This window comes from Arthrobacter sp. ERGS1:01 (genome assembly GCF_001281315.1).
Taxonomy (GTDB): Bacteria; Actinomycetota; Actinomycetes; order Actinomycetales; family Micrococcaceae; genus Specibacter.
The window spans coordinates 3,596,511-3,613,079 of sequence record NZ_CP012479.1 but is presented as its reverse complement, the minus strand read 5'-3'; the positions used below and the strand labels follow the sequence as shown (position 1 = coordinate 3,613,079).

14 protein-coding genes are annotated in these 16,569 nt (G+C 64.1%); 8 read left to right on the top strand and 6 right to left on the bottom strand.

Features of this window, described 5'->3' with window-relative positions:
* The first annotated feature begins 161 nt into the window (after positions 1-161).
* The 6 genes from AL755_RS20315 to AL755_RS20290 all read left to right on the top strand — a co-directional run bounded on the left by AL755_RS20315 (position 162) and on the right by AL755_RS20290 (position 7,033).
* Positions 162-1,334 (top strand): ROK family transcriptional regulator, encoded by a 1,173-nt coding sequence (locus tag AL755_RS20315; protein WP_054012565.1) that lies wholly within the window; start codon positions 162-164, stop codon positions 1,332-1,334.
* 167 nt (positions 1,335-1,501) lie between these two features.
* The gene (locus AL755_RS20310; protein ID WP_054012564.1) at positions 1,502-2,830 is read left to right on the top strand and encodes an ABC transporter substrate-binding protein; all 1,329 of its coding nucleotides are present in this window, start codon (positions 1,502-1,504) and stop codon (positions 2,828-2,830) included.
* A complete protein-coding gene (locus AL755_RS20305) occupies positions 2,830-3,825 on the top strand; it encodes a carbohydrate ABC transporter permease (RefSeq protein ID WP_237762565.1) in 996 nt (331 codons plus the stop codon). Before AL755_RS20310 ends, AL755_RS20305 begins: the two co-directional genes overlap by 1 nt.
* A 3-nt stretch (positions 3,826-3,828) precedes the next feature.
* Entirely contained in the window at positions 3,829-4,707 is an 879-nt protein-coding gene (locus tag AL755_RS20300) for a carbohydrate ABC transporter permease (RefSeq protein ID WP_107503898.1), read from the top strand.
* 2 nt (positions 4,708-4,709) lie between these two features.
* The gene (locus AL755_RS20295; protein ID WP_054012562.1) at positions 4,710-5,981 is read left to right on the top strand and encodes a 6-phospho-beta-glucosidase; all 1,272 of its coding nucleotides are present in this window, start codon (positions 4,710-4,712) and stop codon (positions 5,979-5,981) included.
* On the top strand, positions 5,978-7,033 hold the full coding sequence (locus AL755_RS20290; RefSeq protein ID WP_237762564.1) for an N-acetylglucosamine kinase: 1,056 nt from the start codon (positions 5,978-5,980) through the stop codon (positions 7,031-7,033). Before AL755_RS20295 ends, AL755_RS20290 begins: the two co-directional genes overlap by 4 nt.
* 51 nt (positions 7,034-7,084) lie before the next feature.
* Here AL755_RS20290 and aroQ read toward each other — a convergent pair whose 3' ends face one another.
* The 5 genes from aroQ to AL755_RS20265 form a co-directional block, all read right to left on the bottom strand.
* Positions 7,085-7,546, bottom strand: coding sequence for a type II 3-dehydroquinate dehydratase (aroQ, locus tag AL755_RS20285; protein ID WP_054012561.1), 462 nt, complete (start codon positions 7,544-7,546; stop codon positions 7,085-7,087).
* 65 nt (positions 7,547-7,611) lie between these two features.
* Positions 7,612-8,403: a DeoR/GlpR family DNA-binding transcription regulator gene (locus AL755_RS20280; RefSeq protein WP_054012560.1), complete on the bottom strand. Its 792-nt coding sequence runs from the start codon at positions 8,401-8,403 to the stop codon at positions 7,612-7,614.
* 82 nt (positions 8,404-8,485) lie between these two features.
* Complete coding sequence (locus AL755_RS20275) at positions 8,486-9,415, bottom strand: carbohydrate ABC transporter permease (RefSeq protein WP_054012559.1); 930 nt, start codon at positions 9,413-9,415, stop codon at positions 8,486-8,488.
* Positions 9,415-10,389, bottom strand: coding sequence for a carbohydrate ABC transporter permease (locus tag AL755_RS20270; protein WP_054013220.1), 975 nt, complete (start codon positions 10,387-10,389; stop codon positions 9,415-9,417). Before AL755_RS20270 ends, AL755_RS20275 begins: the two co-directional genes overlap by 1 nt.
* Before the next feature lie 83 nt (positions 10,390-10,472).
* Positions 10,473-11,795: an ABC transporter substrate-binding protein gene (locus AL755_RS20265; RefSeq protein WP_054012558.1), complete on the bottom strand. Its 1,323-nt coding sequence runs from the start codon at positions 11,793-11,795 to the stop codon at positions 10,473-10,475.
* A 439-nt stretch (positions 11,796-12,234) separates the two neighbouring features.
* Here AL755_RS20265 and AL755_RS20260 point away from each other — a divergent pair, with 439 nt between their 5' ends.
* A complete protein-coding gene (locus tag AL755_RS20260) occupies positions 12,235-13,437 on the top strand; it encodes a Gfo/Idh/MocA family protein (protein ID WP_054012557.1) in 1,203 nt (400 codons plus the stop codon).
* A gap of 14 nt (positions 13,438-13,451) precedes the next feature.
* Entirely contained in the window at positions 13,452-14,471 is a 1,020-nt protein-coding gene (locus AL755_RS20255) for a LacI family DNA-binding transcriptional regulator (protein ID WP_054012556.1), read from the top strand.
* Between the two features lie 84 nt (positions 14,472-14,555).
* Here the strand turns inward: AL755_RS20255 and acs are convergent, their stop codons facing one another.
* Positions 14,556-16,532, bottom strand: a complete 1,977-nt coding sequence (gene acs, locus AL755_RS20250; protein WP_054012555.1) for an acetate--CoA ligase — start codon at positions 16,530-16,532, stop codon at positions 14,556-14,558.
* Positions 16,533-16,569: the final 37 nt, after the last annotated feature.

The window sequence follows — 16,569 nt, the reverse complement described above, 5'->3', positions numbered from 1 at the left end:
ACCCTGTTGCTTTGCCCGGGACCCGTTGTTCCCAGTGGGCAGCTACCCCTTTTTGAAATCTTTCGCCAAACACTGTTGCGTGCGTCACTGTCCGTGTTAGCCTCGTTTTATTCGATTGGAAACTTACCAGTCGATTAAATCGAACTCAGAATGCGGAACACATGGCTATCGGTGCACCCAGCAAGTTGCGGATCCTCAACGACCAAACCGCGTTGGCGTTCATCCTCGAGCAGGGGATGCTTTCCCGCGCTGACCTGGAGCAGCTCACGGGCCTCTCCAAGCCGGCCACGGCTGAACTGCTGATCCGGCTTGAGACGGCCGGGCTGGTCGAGAAATCGGGAAAGCGTGCCGGCGGTCCCGGACCCAAAGCCCAGTTGTGGCGGGTCCGTCCGGAAGTTGGGTTCGCCGCGGGAATCGACGTGACCCGGTACGGCCTCGAAGTCCAGATCTGCGACTTGGCGGGGGCGGAACGGTCCCGGGTAAGCCGTGACTGGACCGCAGAGGGAGCGCCAAAACAGGTCCGCCGGGCGTTGGACGCCGCATGCGCCGAAGCGAACCTTGACCGGAGCCAGCTCCTTCACGTGGTCATTGGCCTTCCTGGCGCACTGAACCCGCAGACCGGCTTGCTCAAGTACGCTCCCCACCTTCCGCTCTGGGAGGGGATAGACGTCATCTCCACGCTGGTCGATGAACTCGGCATTGCCGTGGACATTGAAAATGACGTCAATTTGATGGCTCTGGCCGAAATGGCATCCGGCGTCGCGGCCGGCGTCGAGAACTACGCCCTCGTGGTGATTGACGACGGCGTCGGCGCGGCCATCGTGGTCCGCGGCGAATTAATCAGGGGCTTTACCGGGGGCGCCGGGGAAATCGACTATGTCCCCGTGCCTGACAGGGCCAACGCTTCTACCGGTACCGGACGGTTCGGCTCAAAACTCGGGGACCTGCTCAGCCCGGCCGGAATCGGCGCGCTGGCGAGGGCGCACGGCCTTGCTTTCAACGATCCGCTTGAGGTCATGCAATCGGGGCCGGCCGGAAAGGAATTCCGCGAAGATCTGGCCATGCGCATCGCGACCGGGCTGGCGTCCATTGTCACCGTCATTGATCCGGAACTGATCATGCTGGGCGGAAAGTTCGGGGCCGCCGGCGGCACTGAACTTGCCGCCCTGGTGAAGGAAAAACTTGCCGAGGTACTGACGGCGCCGGCAGCCTCAATGGCCGACATCGTCGCCTATCCGGTAACGGCCGGGGCCTCATTGGCGGGTGCGGTCCGCGCCGCGCTTGTCCGGGCCAGGGAAAAAGCGTTTGAAACGGGATCGGTCATCGGGGACTGATCCCTTAGCCAACCCGGGAAAGTAATCGCATCATCCGTCCACCTGCGGTGGTCGGCGGCGACGCCATACCTTTTTGGCGGAAATTGCATGACAAACCCACTCATAGCGGCAGCCCCAGGGCCTCACCGCCATTTCGTCATACGGAAATTGAACAGTTTGGAGACATCATGAGGAAAATGACAACCGCAGTTGCGCTTGGCCTGGCAGTGGCGCTGGGAACAAGTGCGTGTGGCGGCGTGGGAGGCTCGTCCAGCGCGGGCCCGGCCGCCGCACCCGCAGCCGACCAGAACATCACCTTGACCGTGTGGAGCGGCTTCCAGGACCGCGAGCTCAAGGACGTGGAAGCAGTCTTCGCCAAGTTCCATGAGGCCCACCCCAATATCACCATCAAGAGCCAGGGCGGCCAGGACGACGACAAGATCACCCAGGCCATCCGGGGCGGAAACGCCCCCGACGTGGCGATCTCGTTCTCCGCGGACAACATTGGCAAGTTCTGCGGATCGGGATCATTCCAGGACCTTGATCCCTACATCAGCCGTGACAAGGTCGACATGGCACAGATCCCGGACGCAACGAAGTCCTACACGGCCTATGACGGCAAGCGTTGTGCCATGCCCATGCTGGCCGACGTCTTTGGCCTGTACTACAACAAGAAGATGTTTGCCGACGCCGGCATCACCAGCCCGCCGAAGACCATGTCGGAGATGGCGGCGGACGCCAAGAAACTCACCAAACTCAACGCCGACGGCAGCATCAAGGTTGCCGGCTATGTTCCGACCCCCGGCTACTACGCCAACAAGGCCAAAATCCTGGCACCCCAGTTTGGCGCCATCTGGCAGGACGACAAGGGCAAGTCGAGCCTGGCCGCGAGCCCGGGATGGTCAGAGATGCTCAACTGGCAGAAGGACCTGACCGGCTTCTATGGTGCCGAGAAGCTGACCAAGTTCACGGCCCAGTCCGGGCAGCAGTACTCGCCGGACCATGACTTCGAAATTGGCCGGGTCGCGATGATCCTCGACGGCGAATACCGGGCCGCGTTCATCGACAACGAAGCCAAGGACCTGGACTACGCAACAGCGCCGTTCCCGGTTTCGGACAGCCACCCGGAATTGTACGGAACTGCGTACACCACGGGAACCATCGTTGGCGTCCCCAAGGGTGCGAAGAATGCCGGGGCCGCCTGGGAGCTCATCAAGTACCTGACGACCGACACCGCGCCCCTGGTGCAGCTCTCCAACTCCCTGAAGAACGTCCCGACCACCATTGACGCGATCAAGTCCCCGGACCTGACGGCCTCCCCGCAATTCAAGACGTTCCTCGATCTGTTCGGCGACGGCAAGCTGGTCACCAGCCCGGCCTCCAGCAACGGCGGAGCCTACGCCAAGGTCTTCCAGGACTTTGCGCTGAAGTACGTCAACGGCGACACCACCGACCTTGCCACCGGCCTCAAGCAAGTCGATCAGCAGATCGACGACGGCGCAGCACTGGGCCACTGATGACAGCCATTGACTCCAAACCCAAGATGGCGGCGCCCCTGAAGGCCGCCCTGCGTCCCGCCACCCCCAAACGGACGAAGCTCAAGGGCCGGCTGGTTGTCCTGGCCTTCATGTCCCCCTGGCTCATCGGCATCTCGGTGTTCTTCGTCTACCCGTTGCTTGCCACCATCTTTTATTCGTTTACCAACTTCGACCTCATCAACGATCCGACGTGGGCGGGTTTCTCAAACTTTGTCTTCATGTTCACCAAGGATCCGCTGATGTGGACGGCCATCGGCAACACCGTGTGGCTCACCATCGCCATCACGGTGGGCCGGGTGGGCTTCGGCCTGCTCACGGCCATCGTCTTGTCCAAGATCAAACGCGGCTCCGGCGTCTTTCGGACCTTGTTCTACCTTCCGGCGCTGGCCCCGCCGGTGGCCGCCGCGCTGGCATTCGTTTTCCTCCTGAACCCGTCCACCGGGCCCATCAACCAGGTCCTTGACCTGTTCGGAATAGACGGACCGCTATGGTTCAACGACCCGGCCCTGGCCAAGCCGTCACTGACTGTCATGGCCCTGTGGAGCTCGGGCACCGTCATGGTCATCCTGCTCGCGTCCCTGCTCGATGTCCCCGGCGAACTGTATGAGGCGGCCGGGCTTGATGGAGCAAGCGGCTGGAAACAGTTCGTCCACATCACCTTGCCGAGCATTACCCCCGTGCTCATGTTCTGCATCGTCAATTCCGTGATCGTCGGCTTGCAGTTCTTCACCGAGGCGGTGGTGGCCGGGTCGGTGGCCTCGGGAAACGCAAGCGTTGCCGGTTCCAGCGAAACCCTGGGCTATCCGAACAACTCGACGCTGACGTTCCCCATGTGGCTCTACGAACAAGGATTCCACCAGTTCCACATGGGGTATGCGTCCGCAATGGCGATTGTCCTATTCCTTGTCTCAGCCCTGTTCACAGTCATATTGGTTCGCCGCATGCGCGCATCCGGCATCGGCGAGGAGGAGTAAAGCGTGTCTACAGCAACCAAGATCCTTGCCGGCCCCGCGCGTCGTGCGCCCAGCAGGGCAAGGCAAAATGCACTGTCGTGGATCGGGCTGCATTCCGTCGCGATCGCCCTGGCGGTGGCATTTATCGCCCCGATCGTCTTCATCTTCCTCACGTCCGTGATGAGCGACCAGCAGGCACTGACCAAGAACCTCTGGCCAACGTCCTGGCATTGGGAGAACTTTGTTGAGGTGTTCAACAAGGCCCCGCTGATTCGCTACTTCCTCAACTCGATCATGTACGCGGGCCTTGCCACCATCTTCATGCTGGCCTCCAGCATCCCGGTGGCGTATGCGCTGGCACGGATGAAGTGGCGCGGGCGGAACCTCATGTTCTACCTGGTGATCGTGGCGATGATGCTTCCGCCGCAGGTCATGGCCGTCCCCATGTACGTGATGTGGGCGAAGCTGGGGCTGACGGGCACGCTGTGGCCGCTGGTCATTCCCAACCTGTTTGGCGACGCGTTCAGCATCTTCTTGCTGCGCCAGTTCCTGATCACCATCCCCAAGTCGTACTCCGAATCCGCCCGCATCGACGGCGCCTCGGAACTGGGCATCCTCACCAAGGTCATCCTGCCCATGGCCAAGCCCGGGATCGCGGCAGCGGCGCTCTTTAGCTTCCTGAACGCATGGAATGACTACTTTGGGCCGCTCCTGTACTCCGGCGAAAATCCGGACAACTGGACGCTGTCACTGGGGCTGGCGTCATTCCGCGGGGCGCAACAAGTGCAATGGAACATGACCATGACGGCCACCGTTTTGGTGATGATGCCGGTCATCATCCTGTTCTTCTTCGCACAAAAGTATTTCATCGAAGGTATCAAGTTCTCAGGAGTCAAGGGATAAAAATGAAGGTAGTAATAGTTGGCGGCGGTTCCACGTACACCCCTGAACTGATTGACGGGTTCGCGCGGCTCAGGGCGACCCTGCCCGTCGAGGAGCTGTGGCTCGTTGATCCGGATCCGGTCAGGCTTGAACTCGTATCGGGGATATCGCGGCGAATGTTTGCCCGGGCCGGACACACCGGACGGATCATGACAAGCAGCAGCGTTGCCGAAGGTGTCACCGACGCCGACGTCGTCCTGCTCCAGTTGCGCATTGGCGGCCAGGAGGCACGGCACGGAGACGAGACCTTCCCCCATGAAGTCCACTGCATCGGCCAGGAAACCACGGGTCCGGGCGGTTTCGCCAAGGCATTGCGCACCGTTCCGGTGGTCCTTGAAATTGCCGAGATAATCCGCCAACGGGCCAAACCCAATGCATGGATCATCGATTTCACGAACCCCGTGGGCATCGTGACCCGTGCGTTGCTGCAGGAAGGCCACCGGGCCGTGGGCCTGTGCAACGTGGCGATCGGCTTCCAGCGCAAGTTCGCGGCGTTGATGGATGTGGGCCACCAGGACATTTCCCTTGACCACGTGGGCCTGAACCACCTGACCTGGGAAACCGGCGTCAACCTCCGCCAGGACGGCGCCACCCGGGACATCCTGCCGGAATTGCTCAAGAACCGCCTCGACGAACTCGCTGCCGACGTCCGGATGCCGGCGGGACTGCTGGAACTCCAGGGCGCCGTGCCGTCCTACTACCTGCGCTATTTCTACTCCCACGACGTGGTCCTCGGAGAGCAATTGGTAAAGCCAAGCAGGGCCGCGGAAGTCACCAAGATCGAGAACAGCCTCCTGGCGAAGTACGCGGATACGTCCCTTGACACCAAGCCCGCGGAACTGGCGGAACGGGGCGGCGCCTTCTATTCCGAGGCCGCCATCGACCTCATGGCCTCACTGACCTCCAACCGGGGGGATGTGCAGGTGGTCAACGTCCGCAATGACGGCACCCTGCCGTTCCTCCCCGACGACCACGTCATCGAGGTGCCGGCCGCCATCACCTCCGAAAAGCTCATAGTCCAACCCGTCAAGGCGCTCCCCACCGAAATGGCTGCGCTCATCGGCCATGTGGCCGGCTACGAGCGGCTCGCCCTGGATGCCGCCATCCACGGTGGACGGGACCGGGTATTGAAGGCAATGCTGGCCCATCCCTTGGTGGGGCAGTACGAGAAGGCCGAGAAATTGACCGACACGCTGCTGGCCGCCAACCGAAACCATTTGGAGTGGGCAAAGTGAGCGTGCTTGAAGCCCCGGCCCGCCCCAGTGGTGTCGAAGAGGCCCTGGAGCGCGAACAGCTGCCGGCCGACGGCGTTGTCGTTGCCGTCGACGGCGGCGGATCCAAGACCGACGTCGTCGTGCTGGGGGTGGACGGGGAACTACTGGCCCGGACGCGCGGGCCCGGATCCAACCTGGACGCCTTGGGCGTGGCCGGATCGCTGGAAGTCATTGGCAAGCTGGTCACCGAGGTCCTGGCCCTGGTACCGGAACGAACCGTCCTCCACACGGGCATCTATCTCTCGGGAATTGACCTGCCGGCCGAGATCGAGGCGTTCTCGGCGGCGCTGGCCAAGGAATCCTGGGCCGTGCCGGGGACGACCGCGAGCAGCGTCGTTGACAACGACCTCTTCGCGCTCCTGCGGGCGGGTACCAACGAGCCCGACGCCGTCGCGGTGGTGTGTGGATCGGGCATCAATGCCGTGGGTGTCCGGCACGACGGCGCGAGTGCCCGGTTCCCGGCGCTGGGCCTGGTGTCGGGGGACTGGGGTGGCGGCGGATGCCTGGGCCGCCAGGCGTTGTGGCATGCCGTCCGGGCCGAGGATGGGCGGGGTCCGGCAACCCTCCTGCAGGAACTGGTCCCGCAGGCTTATGGGTTGTCCACGGTGACCGAGGTGGTTGAGGGGCTCCATTTCAACCGACTTGCGGCCCGATCCGTGCTGAACCTGACCAAGACGTTGTTCGATGCGGCGGAGCGCGGCGACGTGGTCGCGCAGGCCGAAGTGGACCGGCAGGCGGAGGAGATCGTCACTCTCGTCCGAACGGTGATCCGGCGACTGGACTTGTCCGACAAGACGGTTCCGGTGGTCCTGGGCGGCAGTGTCCTGGCCGCCAACCGGCCCACCCTGATGCGTGCCATTGCCGAGGGGCTGCGGGAGCACGCACCCAATACGCAGATTGAACTCGTGACGGCACCGCCAATCCTGGGTGCCGGGATGCTGGCCCTTGAAGCGGTCTCCGCGCAGCGCTCAGCCGTCATGCGGGCCCGCGGCGAACTCGACCGCACACAGTAGGACCATGGGGTGGGGCCGTCGCGGGCCCGCCCCATGGAGGGGCAGCGTCTTTTAGGCGAGAACCTTGTCCAGGTAGCTGACGGCCAGTTCGTAGCCGTGGATGCCGGCGCCCACGATCACGGCGTCGCACACCCCCGACAGGTAGGAGTGGTGGCGGAATTCCTCGCGCTTGTGCACATTGGAGATGTGGACCTCCACGGCGGGCAGTTCCGCGGCGACCAGCGCATCCCGGATGGCCACCGAGGTGTGCGTGTAGGCGCCGGCGTTGATGATGATGCCGACGGCGGTTCCGCGGGCAGCATGGATCGCGTCGATGAGGTCGCCCTCATGGTTGGATTGGATGCACTCGGCGCTGAACCCCGCGGCCTGGGCGGCCGCAATGGTGAGGTTGGCGACGTCGTCGAGCGTGGCCGAACCGTAGATGGCCGGCTCGCGGGTGCCCAGCAGGTTCAGGTTGGGGCCGTTGAGGACCAGCAGTTCGCCGCGGTCTGATGCATCGGTGGTGGAAGTCATGGCTTAATCATGCCGCACAAATCCGCCCGCGACCGGACGCCGCGGCGCCCGATCGCGGCCGGGGCCTAGGGGGCCGGGGTGTGCGGGGTGACGCTGACCAGCCGGAGCCGGGCAACGCGTTCCCGCAGGATGCGCTGCGCCTCCACGCCCAGGGCGTCGTCGCTGATGACCTCGTCCACGTCCTCTATGCCGGCGATGGTGCTGATGCCCACGGTGCCCCACTTGCTGTGGTCCGCCAGCACCACTACCTTGCGGGCCGCCTCGATGAGCGCCCGGTCCATCTCGGCCTCGAGCAGGTTTGGCGTGGTGAAGCCGGCGTCCGCATCCACCCCGTGCACGCCCAGGAACAGCAAGTCCAGATGCAATGAGTGCATCGACTGCGTTGCGATGGGCCCCACCAGGGCGTCCGACGGCGTGCGCTCGCCGCCCGTAAGGATCACCGACACCCTGGACCCGGCCTCCTGGAAGACGTCGGCAATCTTGACCGAGTTGGTCACCACGGTGAGGTTGCTGCGGGAACTGAGCTCCTTGGCCAGCGCCCAGGTGGTGGTCCCGGCACTCAGTCCGATCGCCATGCCGTCCTTGACCAGCAGTTCCGCTTCCCGGGCAATGGCCCGCTTCTCCAGGGTTCCCAGGGTGGACTTGAGCTCGAAGCCGGGTTCGTGGGTGCTTGCGCCGCCGGGAAGTTTGGCGCCGCCGTGGATCTTCTGGACCAGGCCGGCGTCGTCCAGGGCCTCGATGTCACGGCGTACCGTGACCAGGGAGACGCCGAACTGTTCGGCCAGGTTCGAGACCCGGACCACCCGCTCCCGGGATACCGTGGCCACGATGGCGCTGCGCCGGGCGTCGGCCAGCATGGGCCCGTCTTCCGTGCGTTCGGCGCGCAGGAAGGATCACCGTTTCCGGGTTTGAGGTTCTTGTCGCTTCTCACGTGACCACTCATCCCTTGCTGGAGCCGAGGGTCAGCCCGGCGACGAAGTGGCGCTGGAGGACCAGGTAGACGATCAGGGTGGGGATGACGGTGATCGTGGCACCGGCCGCCAGCAGGTTGTAGTTGGAGAGGAAGGTTCCCTGCAGGTTGTTGATGGCGGTGGTGACCGGGAGCCTGTCCCCGCTCTGGATGAAGAGGAGGGGCCAGAAATAGTCGTTGTAGATGAAGATCAGTTCCAGCGTGGCCAGGGCGGCGATGGCCGGCCGGCATAGCGGCATGATGATGGAGATGTATTGGCGCCAGATTCCGGCTCCGTCCACGAGCGCCGCCTCCGTCAGGTCCGCCGAGAGCGCCTTCATGTAGTTGGAGAGCACGAAGGTGCAGAAGCCGATCTGGAACGCGGTGTTGGCGATGATGACCGATAGGTAGGTGTTCAGCAGGCTGCCCGAATCGCTGAACCAATATGGCAGCGGGATCAGTTTGAACATTTCAAACAGCGGGGTGGCCAGCACCTGGGGTGGGAGCAAATTGCCGGCGGTGAACATGATGAGCAGGGTGATGTTGAATTTCCAGCTGACCCGGCTGACGGCGAAGGCCATCATGGAGGAGAACAGCAGGACCAGGATGATGGTGGGGATGGTGATGATCAGGGAGTTCGCGAAGTAGCGTGGGAATCCGCCCTGGTTCCAGGCCGTGACGAAGTTGTCGAAGTTGAAGGCGCCGCCGAGGCTGAAGTAGCCGTATTTGTCGGTGTCGGCTTTGGGGCGCAGTGCCGTGAAGAGGGCCCAGCCGAGCGGGACCATCCACATGATTGCCATGACTGTCAGGAAGATGTGGGTGCCGTAGTGCGGGCGGCTGCGGCCGTGGCCCAAACGTGGCGCGGCGGGGCCGCCGTCTTTGGCGTGCCCGGGGCGTCGGGTGGCGGTGGAAGCAGACATCAGAACTTCTCCTTCCGGAAGGTGCGGGACAGGTAGATGGTGATGGGCACCAGGGAGATCACGAGCAGGATCACGGCGAAGGCGGAGCCGATACCGATGGATTGGCCTTCACCGATCAGGTAGCTGATGACCAGGGCGCTGATGAGTTCCAGGCCGTTGGTGCCTTTGTTGATGACCCAGACGACGTCGAAGGCTCGCAGGGATTCGATGATGGTGATGACCACGATGACGATGTTGATGGGGGCCATGGCGGGAAAGACGATCCGGAAGAACGTTTGGGTTGCGTTGGCGCCGTCAAGTGACGCCGCCTCCTTCAGGGACGCGTCCACGCCCTTCAATCCCGCTAAGTACAGGATCATGACGTAGCCGGCGTGGCGCCAGGTGGCCGCGACGAGGGCTGCCCAGATGTTGACGCTGGAATTGCCGAACCAGTCCACGGCGGCCGGTGTGCCGGCGGTGCCGAGCAGGAAGTTCAGCAGGCCGTTGTCCTTTTGGTAGAACAGCTGCCAGATGATCCCGACCAGAGCCAGGGACAGCATGACCGGGACAAAGAAGATGCTTTGGTAGATCTTGGATCCGCGGATCTGCTGGTCCAGCAGGACGGCCAACAGCAGACCCAACGGTGTGGCGATGACGGCGAGGAACACCAGCCAGAGGATGTTGTGCTGCACCGCCGGCCAGAACGCCGGGCTGTCGTTGAACACATAACTGTAGTTGGCCAGCCCCGCGGCACGAATGTCGGAAAGCGCCAGCCCGTTCCACCGGGTGAAGGACAACAGGACGGACAGTACGGTGGGAATCCAGACGAAGGCCAGCTGTACCAGGGTGGGAATGCCCACCATGAAGCCCAGGACCACCTTGTCCCGCTTGGAGAGCCGCTTGACTCCCTTGGGTTTGGTCCGGCCCCCTGGAGTGTTTCGGCCGGCCCGTGAGCCGGGGGCGGCTGAATCGGAAAGCTCGGTAGGCGTGCTCATGTCGGCAAACTCGTTTTCTCGGAGGGGGCGGTTGCGGGTGCGGTGGGAGCGCGGCGGCCGGACAGGGCCGGCCGCCGCACAACTCACTGGGCGGCGTAGAGTGCCTTGGCCTGGGCTTCGAGGTTCTTGACGTCGATGGTGCCGTCCTTGATGAAGCCCTGCAGGGCCGGGATCATCACGTTGTTCGCCATGGCCGGAAGGGCGTCGCGGTCGAAGAACTGGCTGATGCTCTTGGCGTTGGCAATGGTCTCGGCACACTTCTTGGTCAGCGGCGAGAAGGTCGAGGTATCGGCGCCCTTGGCGGTGGCGATGTTGGACGGATCCACCTTCGCGTAGGCGTTCTGCCCCTCGGGGGTGCCCATGAAAGCCAGGAAGTCGCGGGCTGCCTGGTTGGTGCCGCCCTTCTTGGAAAGCAGCAGGCCGTCGATGGGTGCCTCCACGGCATCCTGGCCCTCCACGGCGATTTCCGGGAACGGGAAGAAGTCGATGTCGTCCAGGGTGGCTTTGTCCGTGAACTGCTGGGTGACAAAGGAGCCCAGCAGGTACATGCCGGACTTCTTCTTGCCCAGGTTGATGGCCGAATCCTGCCAGGTCATGCCGAGGGCGGCCGGGTTCTGGTAGGGCAGCAGGGCCTTCCAGGTGTCAAAGACGTCGCTGACCTTCTTCTGGTCCCAGGATTCCTTGTGGGCGGTGAGGTCCATGTGGAACTGGTAGCCGTTGAGGCGCATGTTGATGTAGTCGAAGGTGCCCATGGCGGGCCAGCCGTCCTTGTCGGCAAACTCGATCGGCACAAGGCCGTCGCTCTTCATCTTCTTGGCGAGGGTGGTGAGCGCATCGAAGGTCGTGGGGACTTCGTAGCCCTTGTCAGCCCAGAGGCTCTTGCGGTAGAAGAAGCCCCAGGGGTAGTTGTAGTTGGGTACGAAGTACATCTTGCCGTCGGGGCCGGTGGAGGCCTTCTTCATGGCGTCGGAGTAGTTGGCGCCGATCTTTTCCCAGACGTCGTCGATGGGAGCGAGCAGCCCCTTGCCGGCGTAGTACTGCATGCGGTAGCCGGCGAACCAGGTGAAGGCGTCGTCCGGGCTGCCCTGCAGGTAGGTGGAGATCTTGTTCTGGAAGTCGTTGTGGGGCACCACGTTGGTGGTGACGCTGATCTTTGATTTTGCGGTGAACGCGTCGGTCACCGCCTGGTAGGCGGCCTTGGGAACGTCATCCGAGGAGCCCGAGCCAAAGGTCAGGGACGTCGAGGCCGAGGCCGAGGCGCCGGGGCCGGATCCTCCGGTGCAGGCGGCCAGCAGGGGGATTCCTGCTGCGCTGACGGCGCCGACGCCCAGGGTCTTAAGTAACGTGCGGCGGTCCATGCCAGGGCGGAAGGGGCTGAACGGGGACCGGTCTTCATTTGGTGACATGATCTCTCCCTTGAGATGCAAGCGGTGTGAGTTGGTTCACATACACACATCATGAATCCCTCAAAAAAGAACGTCAAGATGCAAAAGAGAATAATTTCGATCGTTATGCGAAAGTCACCATGGCCGGGCATCCCTCGTGCGGGCCACAGCCCGGACCGATCGCAGTCATCGCACGGCTTTTCAGTTAAGTTCAGCTGATCGTCAATGTTGATCGAAAAGGTGCACAAACGATCATCATCCGCCCTGGCCACAAGCCTGCCCCGCGTGCGCATGCCGGTCAAAGCTGACCGAACAATCTACGCGAGTAGCCGCTGGCTAAAGCAACAAGCGGCGCCTTATTGATTCATGACTGATCTGAGTAACTGGGAACCGTTGACTCGAGTAGATTTGAATGCAAGACTTCAGCGACACGCAATTTACGCCACTTGAAGGGACCACCATGTCGATCACCCTGGGCATCGTCGGCGCCGGCCAGTTTGCCGGCCAGTTTGCCAAACTTTTTGCCCTGCATCCGGACGTCGAGGCCATCGCCGTCACCGACGTCGTGCCCGAACGCGCCGCCGAACTCAATGAACGGCTGTCACTTGGCGGGACGGTCGAGGATTTTGACGCAATGCTGGCCTCCGACGTCGACGCCGTCGCAATCTTCACCCAGCGCTGGACCCACGGCCCGCTGGTGCTCAAGGCGCTGCGGGCCGGGAAACACGTATACTCCGCCGTGCCCATGGCAGTCTCCGAGGAAGAGATCGCGGCCATCATCGAAGCCGTCCGGGAGACGAAGCTGACTTACATGATGGGCGAGACGAGCTACTACAACCCCGCCACCGTCTATGCGCGCGGCAAGGCCGCCGACGGTGCGTTCGGCCGGGTCTTCTACGCCGAGGGCGACTACGTCCACGACATGGACCTGGGCTTCTATGAGGCCTACCAGTACAGCGGCGGCGAGCAGTGGAAGAGCACCGCCAGCTACCCGCCCATGCTGTACCCGACCCACTCGGTGGGCGGTGTCCTGGGCGCCATCGATGCGCACGCGGTCAGCGTCAGCTGCATCGGGGTCAAGGACCAGCGCGGGGACGGCGTTTTCGACAAGGAAGTCAGCCAGTTCAACAACGACTTCTCCAACGCCACGGCCCTGTTCGAGCTCAACGATGGCGGCGCCATGCGGATCAACGAGATGCGCCGGGTGGGCTACCCGTCCCACATCCGTGAGTCCCGGTTCCGCTACTTCGGCACCGAGGCCAGCATGGAGCAGCTCGCCGAGACCAGCGTCTGGCAGGACAAGGAATCCGTCACGGACATCTCCTCCGAGCTTGCCACGCACGCCACCATGTCGGCCGACGACGAGTCGCTGGCCCATGTTGCCCCGGCCCTGCGGGATGCCTTCATGTCCGGGCACGCCCCCGTGCACGACGTGGCCCGGCTGCCCGGTGAATTCACCGGCGCCCCGAACGGCCACGAGGGCAGCCACCACTTCTTGGTGGACGACTTCGTCCGCGCCGCCAACAACGGAACCCTGCCCCCGGTCAACGCCTGGGTTGCGGCACGGTTCACCCTGCCCGGCATCATCGCCCACCAGTCGGCGTTGCGGGGCGGGGAGCGCCTGGCCATCAGCGACTTCGGCGATGCGCCGGCGGAAATGTAGCTAGCATTAGCCTCATGAACGAACCGGCGGTGCGATCCCCGAAAATGGCCGTGACACGCAAGGACGTGGCACGCTACGCGGGGGTCAGCACCGCCGTCGTCAGTTATGTGGTCAACGGCGGGCCCAGGAACGTTTCGCCGGCCACCGAAGCTCGCGTGCGGGACGCCATAGCGGTGCTCGACTATCGGCCCAATGCCGCGGCGAGGGCGCTGAAGCTCGGCTCCAGCCGCCTGCTCGGATTGATCTTGCCGGACAACTCGAACCCGTTCTTCACCGAGTTGGCGCACGCAGTCGAACAGGAGGCGGAGGCCCTCGGATACGCGGTCCTGCTGACCAATTCGGATGGCAGCCAGGCCAGGGAGCAGGCCCACGTCCGCAACTTGGCGGCCCGCCAAGTGGACGGCGTGTTCCTGGCCAGCGTCCAGTTCGACCCCGATGTGGCGGCGCTTGAGGTGGCCGACATCCCCGTGGTGCTCCTCGCCACGAACAAGGCAGCACCCGGATTCGCATCCGTCGGCACCGACCTGCGCGAGGGCGCCAGGGCCGCCGTGAAACACCTCATTGGGCACGGGCACACCCGCATTGCCCTGGCCATGGGCAACACGGCGGCCGGCGGGGTGGACGACCGCGAACTGGGGTGGCTCGATGCCCTGACGGACGCCGGGCTCGGCGAGGGGCCGATTGTCCGGAGCCTGTTCACCCGCGCCGGCGGCTACGCGGCCGGGCAGCGCCTGCTGGCCTCGGCGGAACGGCCCACGGCGGTGTTTGTCAGCTCGGACATGCAGGCGATCGGGATCCTCCGGGCCCTCCATGAAGCAGGCCTCACGTTGCCGGAGGACATGGCGATCGTGTCCTTTGACGGGTCAACCGACGCCGAATACAGCTGGCCGGCACTGTCCACCGTCAAGCAGCCGGTCCGGGCCATGGCGCAGGCCGCCGTCAGCGCACTCGTGGGCCAGGACAAGGGCACGCCCTCGCGGCACGGCGTCATCGCCTCCGAGCTGGTCCTGCGCCGTTCCTGCGGCTGCCCTTAAACAAGTCTGTGTTGCAGTTGTTGGACCAGAAACGCCGAAAATCGGCGAATTCGGTCCAACAACTGCAACACAGATGCGGGGTAGTTACTTCTTCAGGGACTCCGCGATCTGGTTCATCACGGTGTTGTCCGCCAGGGTGGACGCATCGCCCACCTCGCGGCCCTCGGCAACGTCCTTCAGGAGCCGGCGCATGATCTTCCCGGAGCGGGTCTTGGGCAGCTCGGGGACCACCAGGATGGTCTTCGGCTTGGCGATCGGACCGATTTCCTTGCCCACGTGGTTGCGCAGGTGGGTGACGATGTCCGGATCGTCCACGGCGGAGCCGCGCAGGATCACGAACGCCACCACGGCCTGGCCGGTGGTCTCATCCGCGGCACCAACGACGGCGGCCTCGGCGACCGACGGGTGGCTGACTAGGGCGGACTCGATCTCCGTGGTGGAGAGCCGGTGGCCGGAGACGTTCATGACGTCGTCCACGCGGCCCAGGAGCCAGACGTCGCCGTCCTCGTCCTTCTTGGCGCCGTCGCCGGCGAAGTACATGTCGTCGAAGCGGGACCAGTAGGTGTCCTTGTAACGGTCTTTGTCACCCCAGATGCCGCGCAGCATGGCCGGCCACGGCTCACGGATCACCAGGTAGCCGCCATGGCCGTCCGGCACGGACGCGCCGACCTCATCCACCACGTCCACGGCGATGCCGGGCATGGGGACCTGGGCGGAGCCGGGCTTCGTGGCGGTGACGCCGGGCAGCGGGGCGATCATGATGGCGCCGGTCTCGGTCTGCCACCAGGTGTCCACGATGGGCGCCAGGTTGTTGCCAATGACGCGGCGGTACCACATCCAGGCTTCCGGGTTGATGGGTTCGCCCACGGAACCGAGCAGGCGGATCGAGGAGAGGTCGTACTTGGCGGGGATGTCCTCGCCCCACTTCATGAACGTGCGGATCGCCGTGGGCGCCGTGTACAGGATGGACACCTTGTACTTTTCCACGATCTCCCAGAAGCGGCCCTGGTGCGGGGAGTCCGGGGTGCCCTCGTACATGACCTGGGTGGCGCCGTTGATGAGCGGCGCATAGGTGACGTAGGAGTGGCCGGTGATCCAGCCGACGTCGGCCGTGCACCAGAAGACATCCGTCTCCGGGTGCAGGTCGAAAACTGCCCGGTGCGTGTACGCGCCCTGCGTGAGGTAGCCGCCGGTGGTGTGCAGGATGCCCTTGGGCTTGCCCGTGGTGCCGGAGGTGTAGAGGATGAACAGCGGGTGCTCGGCGGCGTGGCCCACGGCCGTGTGCTCGGTCGATGCGGCGCCAACGGTGTCCTCCCACCAGTTGTCGCGGCCCTCGACCCAGTTGACGGGCTCGCCGTTGCGCTTGACGACGACGACGTTCTCCACCGAGTGCCCGGGGGCAACCAGGGCCTCGTCCACGGCCGGCTTGAGGGAGCTGGGCTTGCCGCGTCGGAACGTGCCGTCGGCGGTGACCACCAGCTTCGCCTGGGCGTCGTCGATGCGGGAGCGCAGGGCGTCCGCGGAGAAGCCGCCGAATACCACCGAGTGGATGGCGCCGATGCGGGCACAGGCCAGCAGGGTGATGACGGCCTCGGGGATCATGGGCAGGTAGACGGCCACGCGGTCGCCCTTGGCAAGGCCCAGGGACTCGAAGGCGTTGGCGGCCTTCTTGACCTCCTCGGTCAGCTGCGCATACGTGTAGGTGCGGGTGTCGCCGGGCTCGCCCTCGAAGTGGATGGCCACGCGGTCGCCGTTGCCGGCCTCGACGTGGCGGTCCAACGCGTTGTAGGCGGCGTTGATTTCGCCGTCTTCGAACCAGGTGGCAAACGGGGGATTGGTCCAGTCAAGGGTCTTCGTGAACGGCTTGCTCCAGGTGAGCAGCTCGCGGGCCTGCTTGCCCCAGAAGGCGGGGCGGTCGGCGTCGGCGGCGTCATATTCGCCGGCCTTGACGATCGAGTTCGCCGCAAATTCTGCGCTTGGCGGGAACTGGCGGTTCTCCGTCAGGAGATTTTCCAGTGCGTCGCCGGTGTTTTGACCCGCCGTGGTGGTGTCCTCGGACATCTTCGTAACCCCTTCATTCCTTCTTTACGGATGCCGG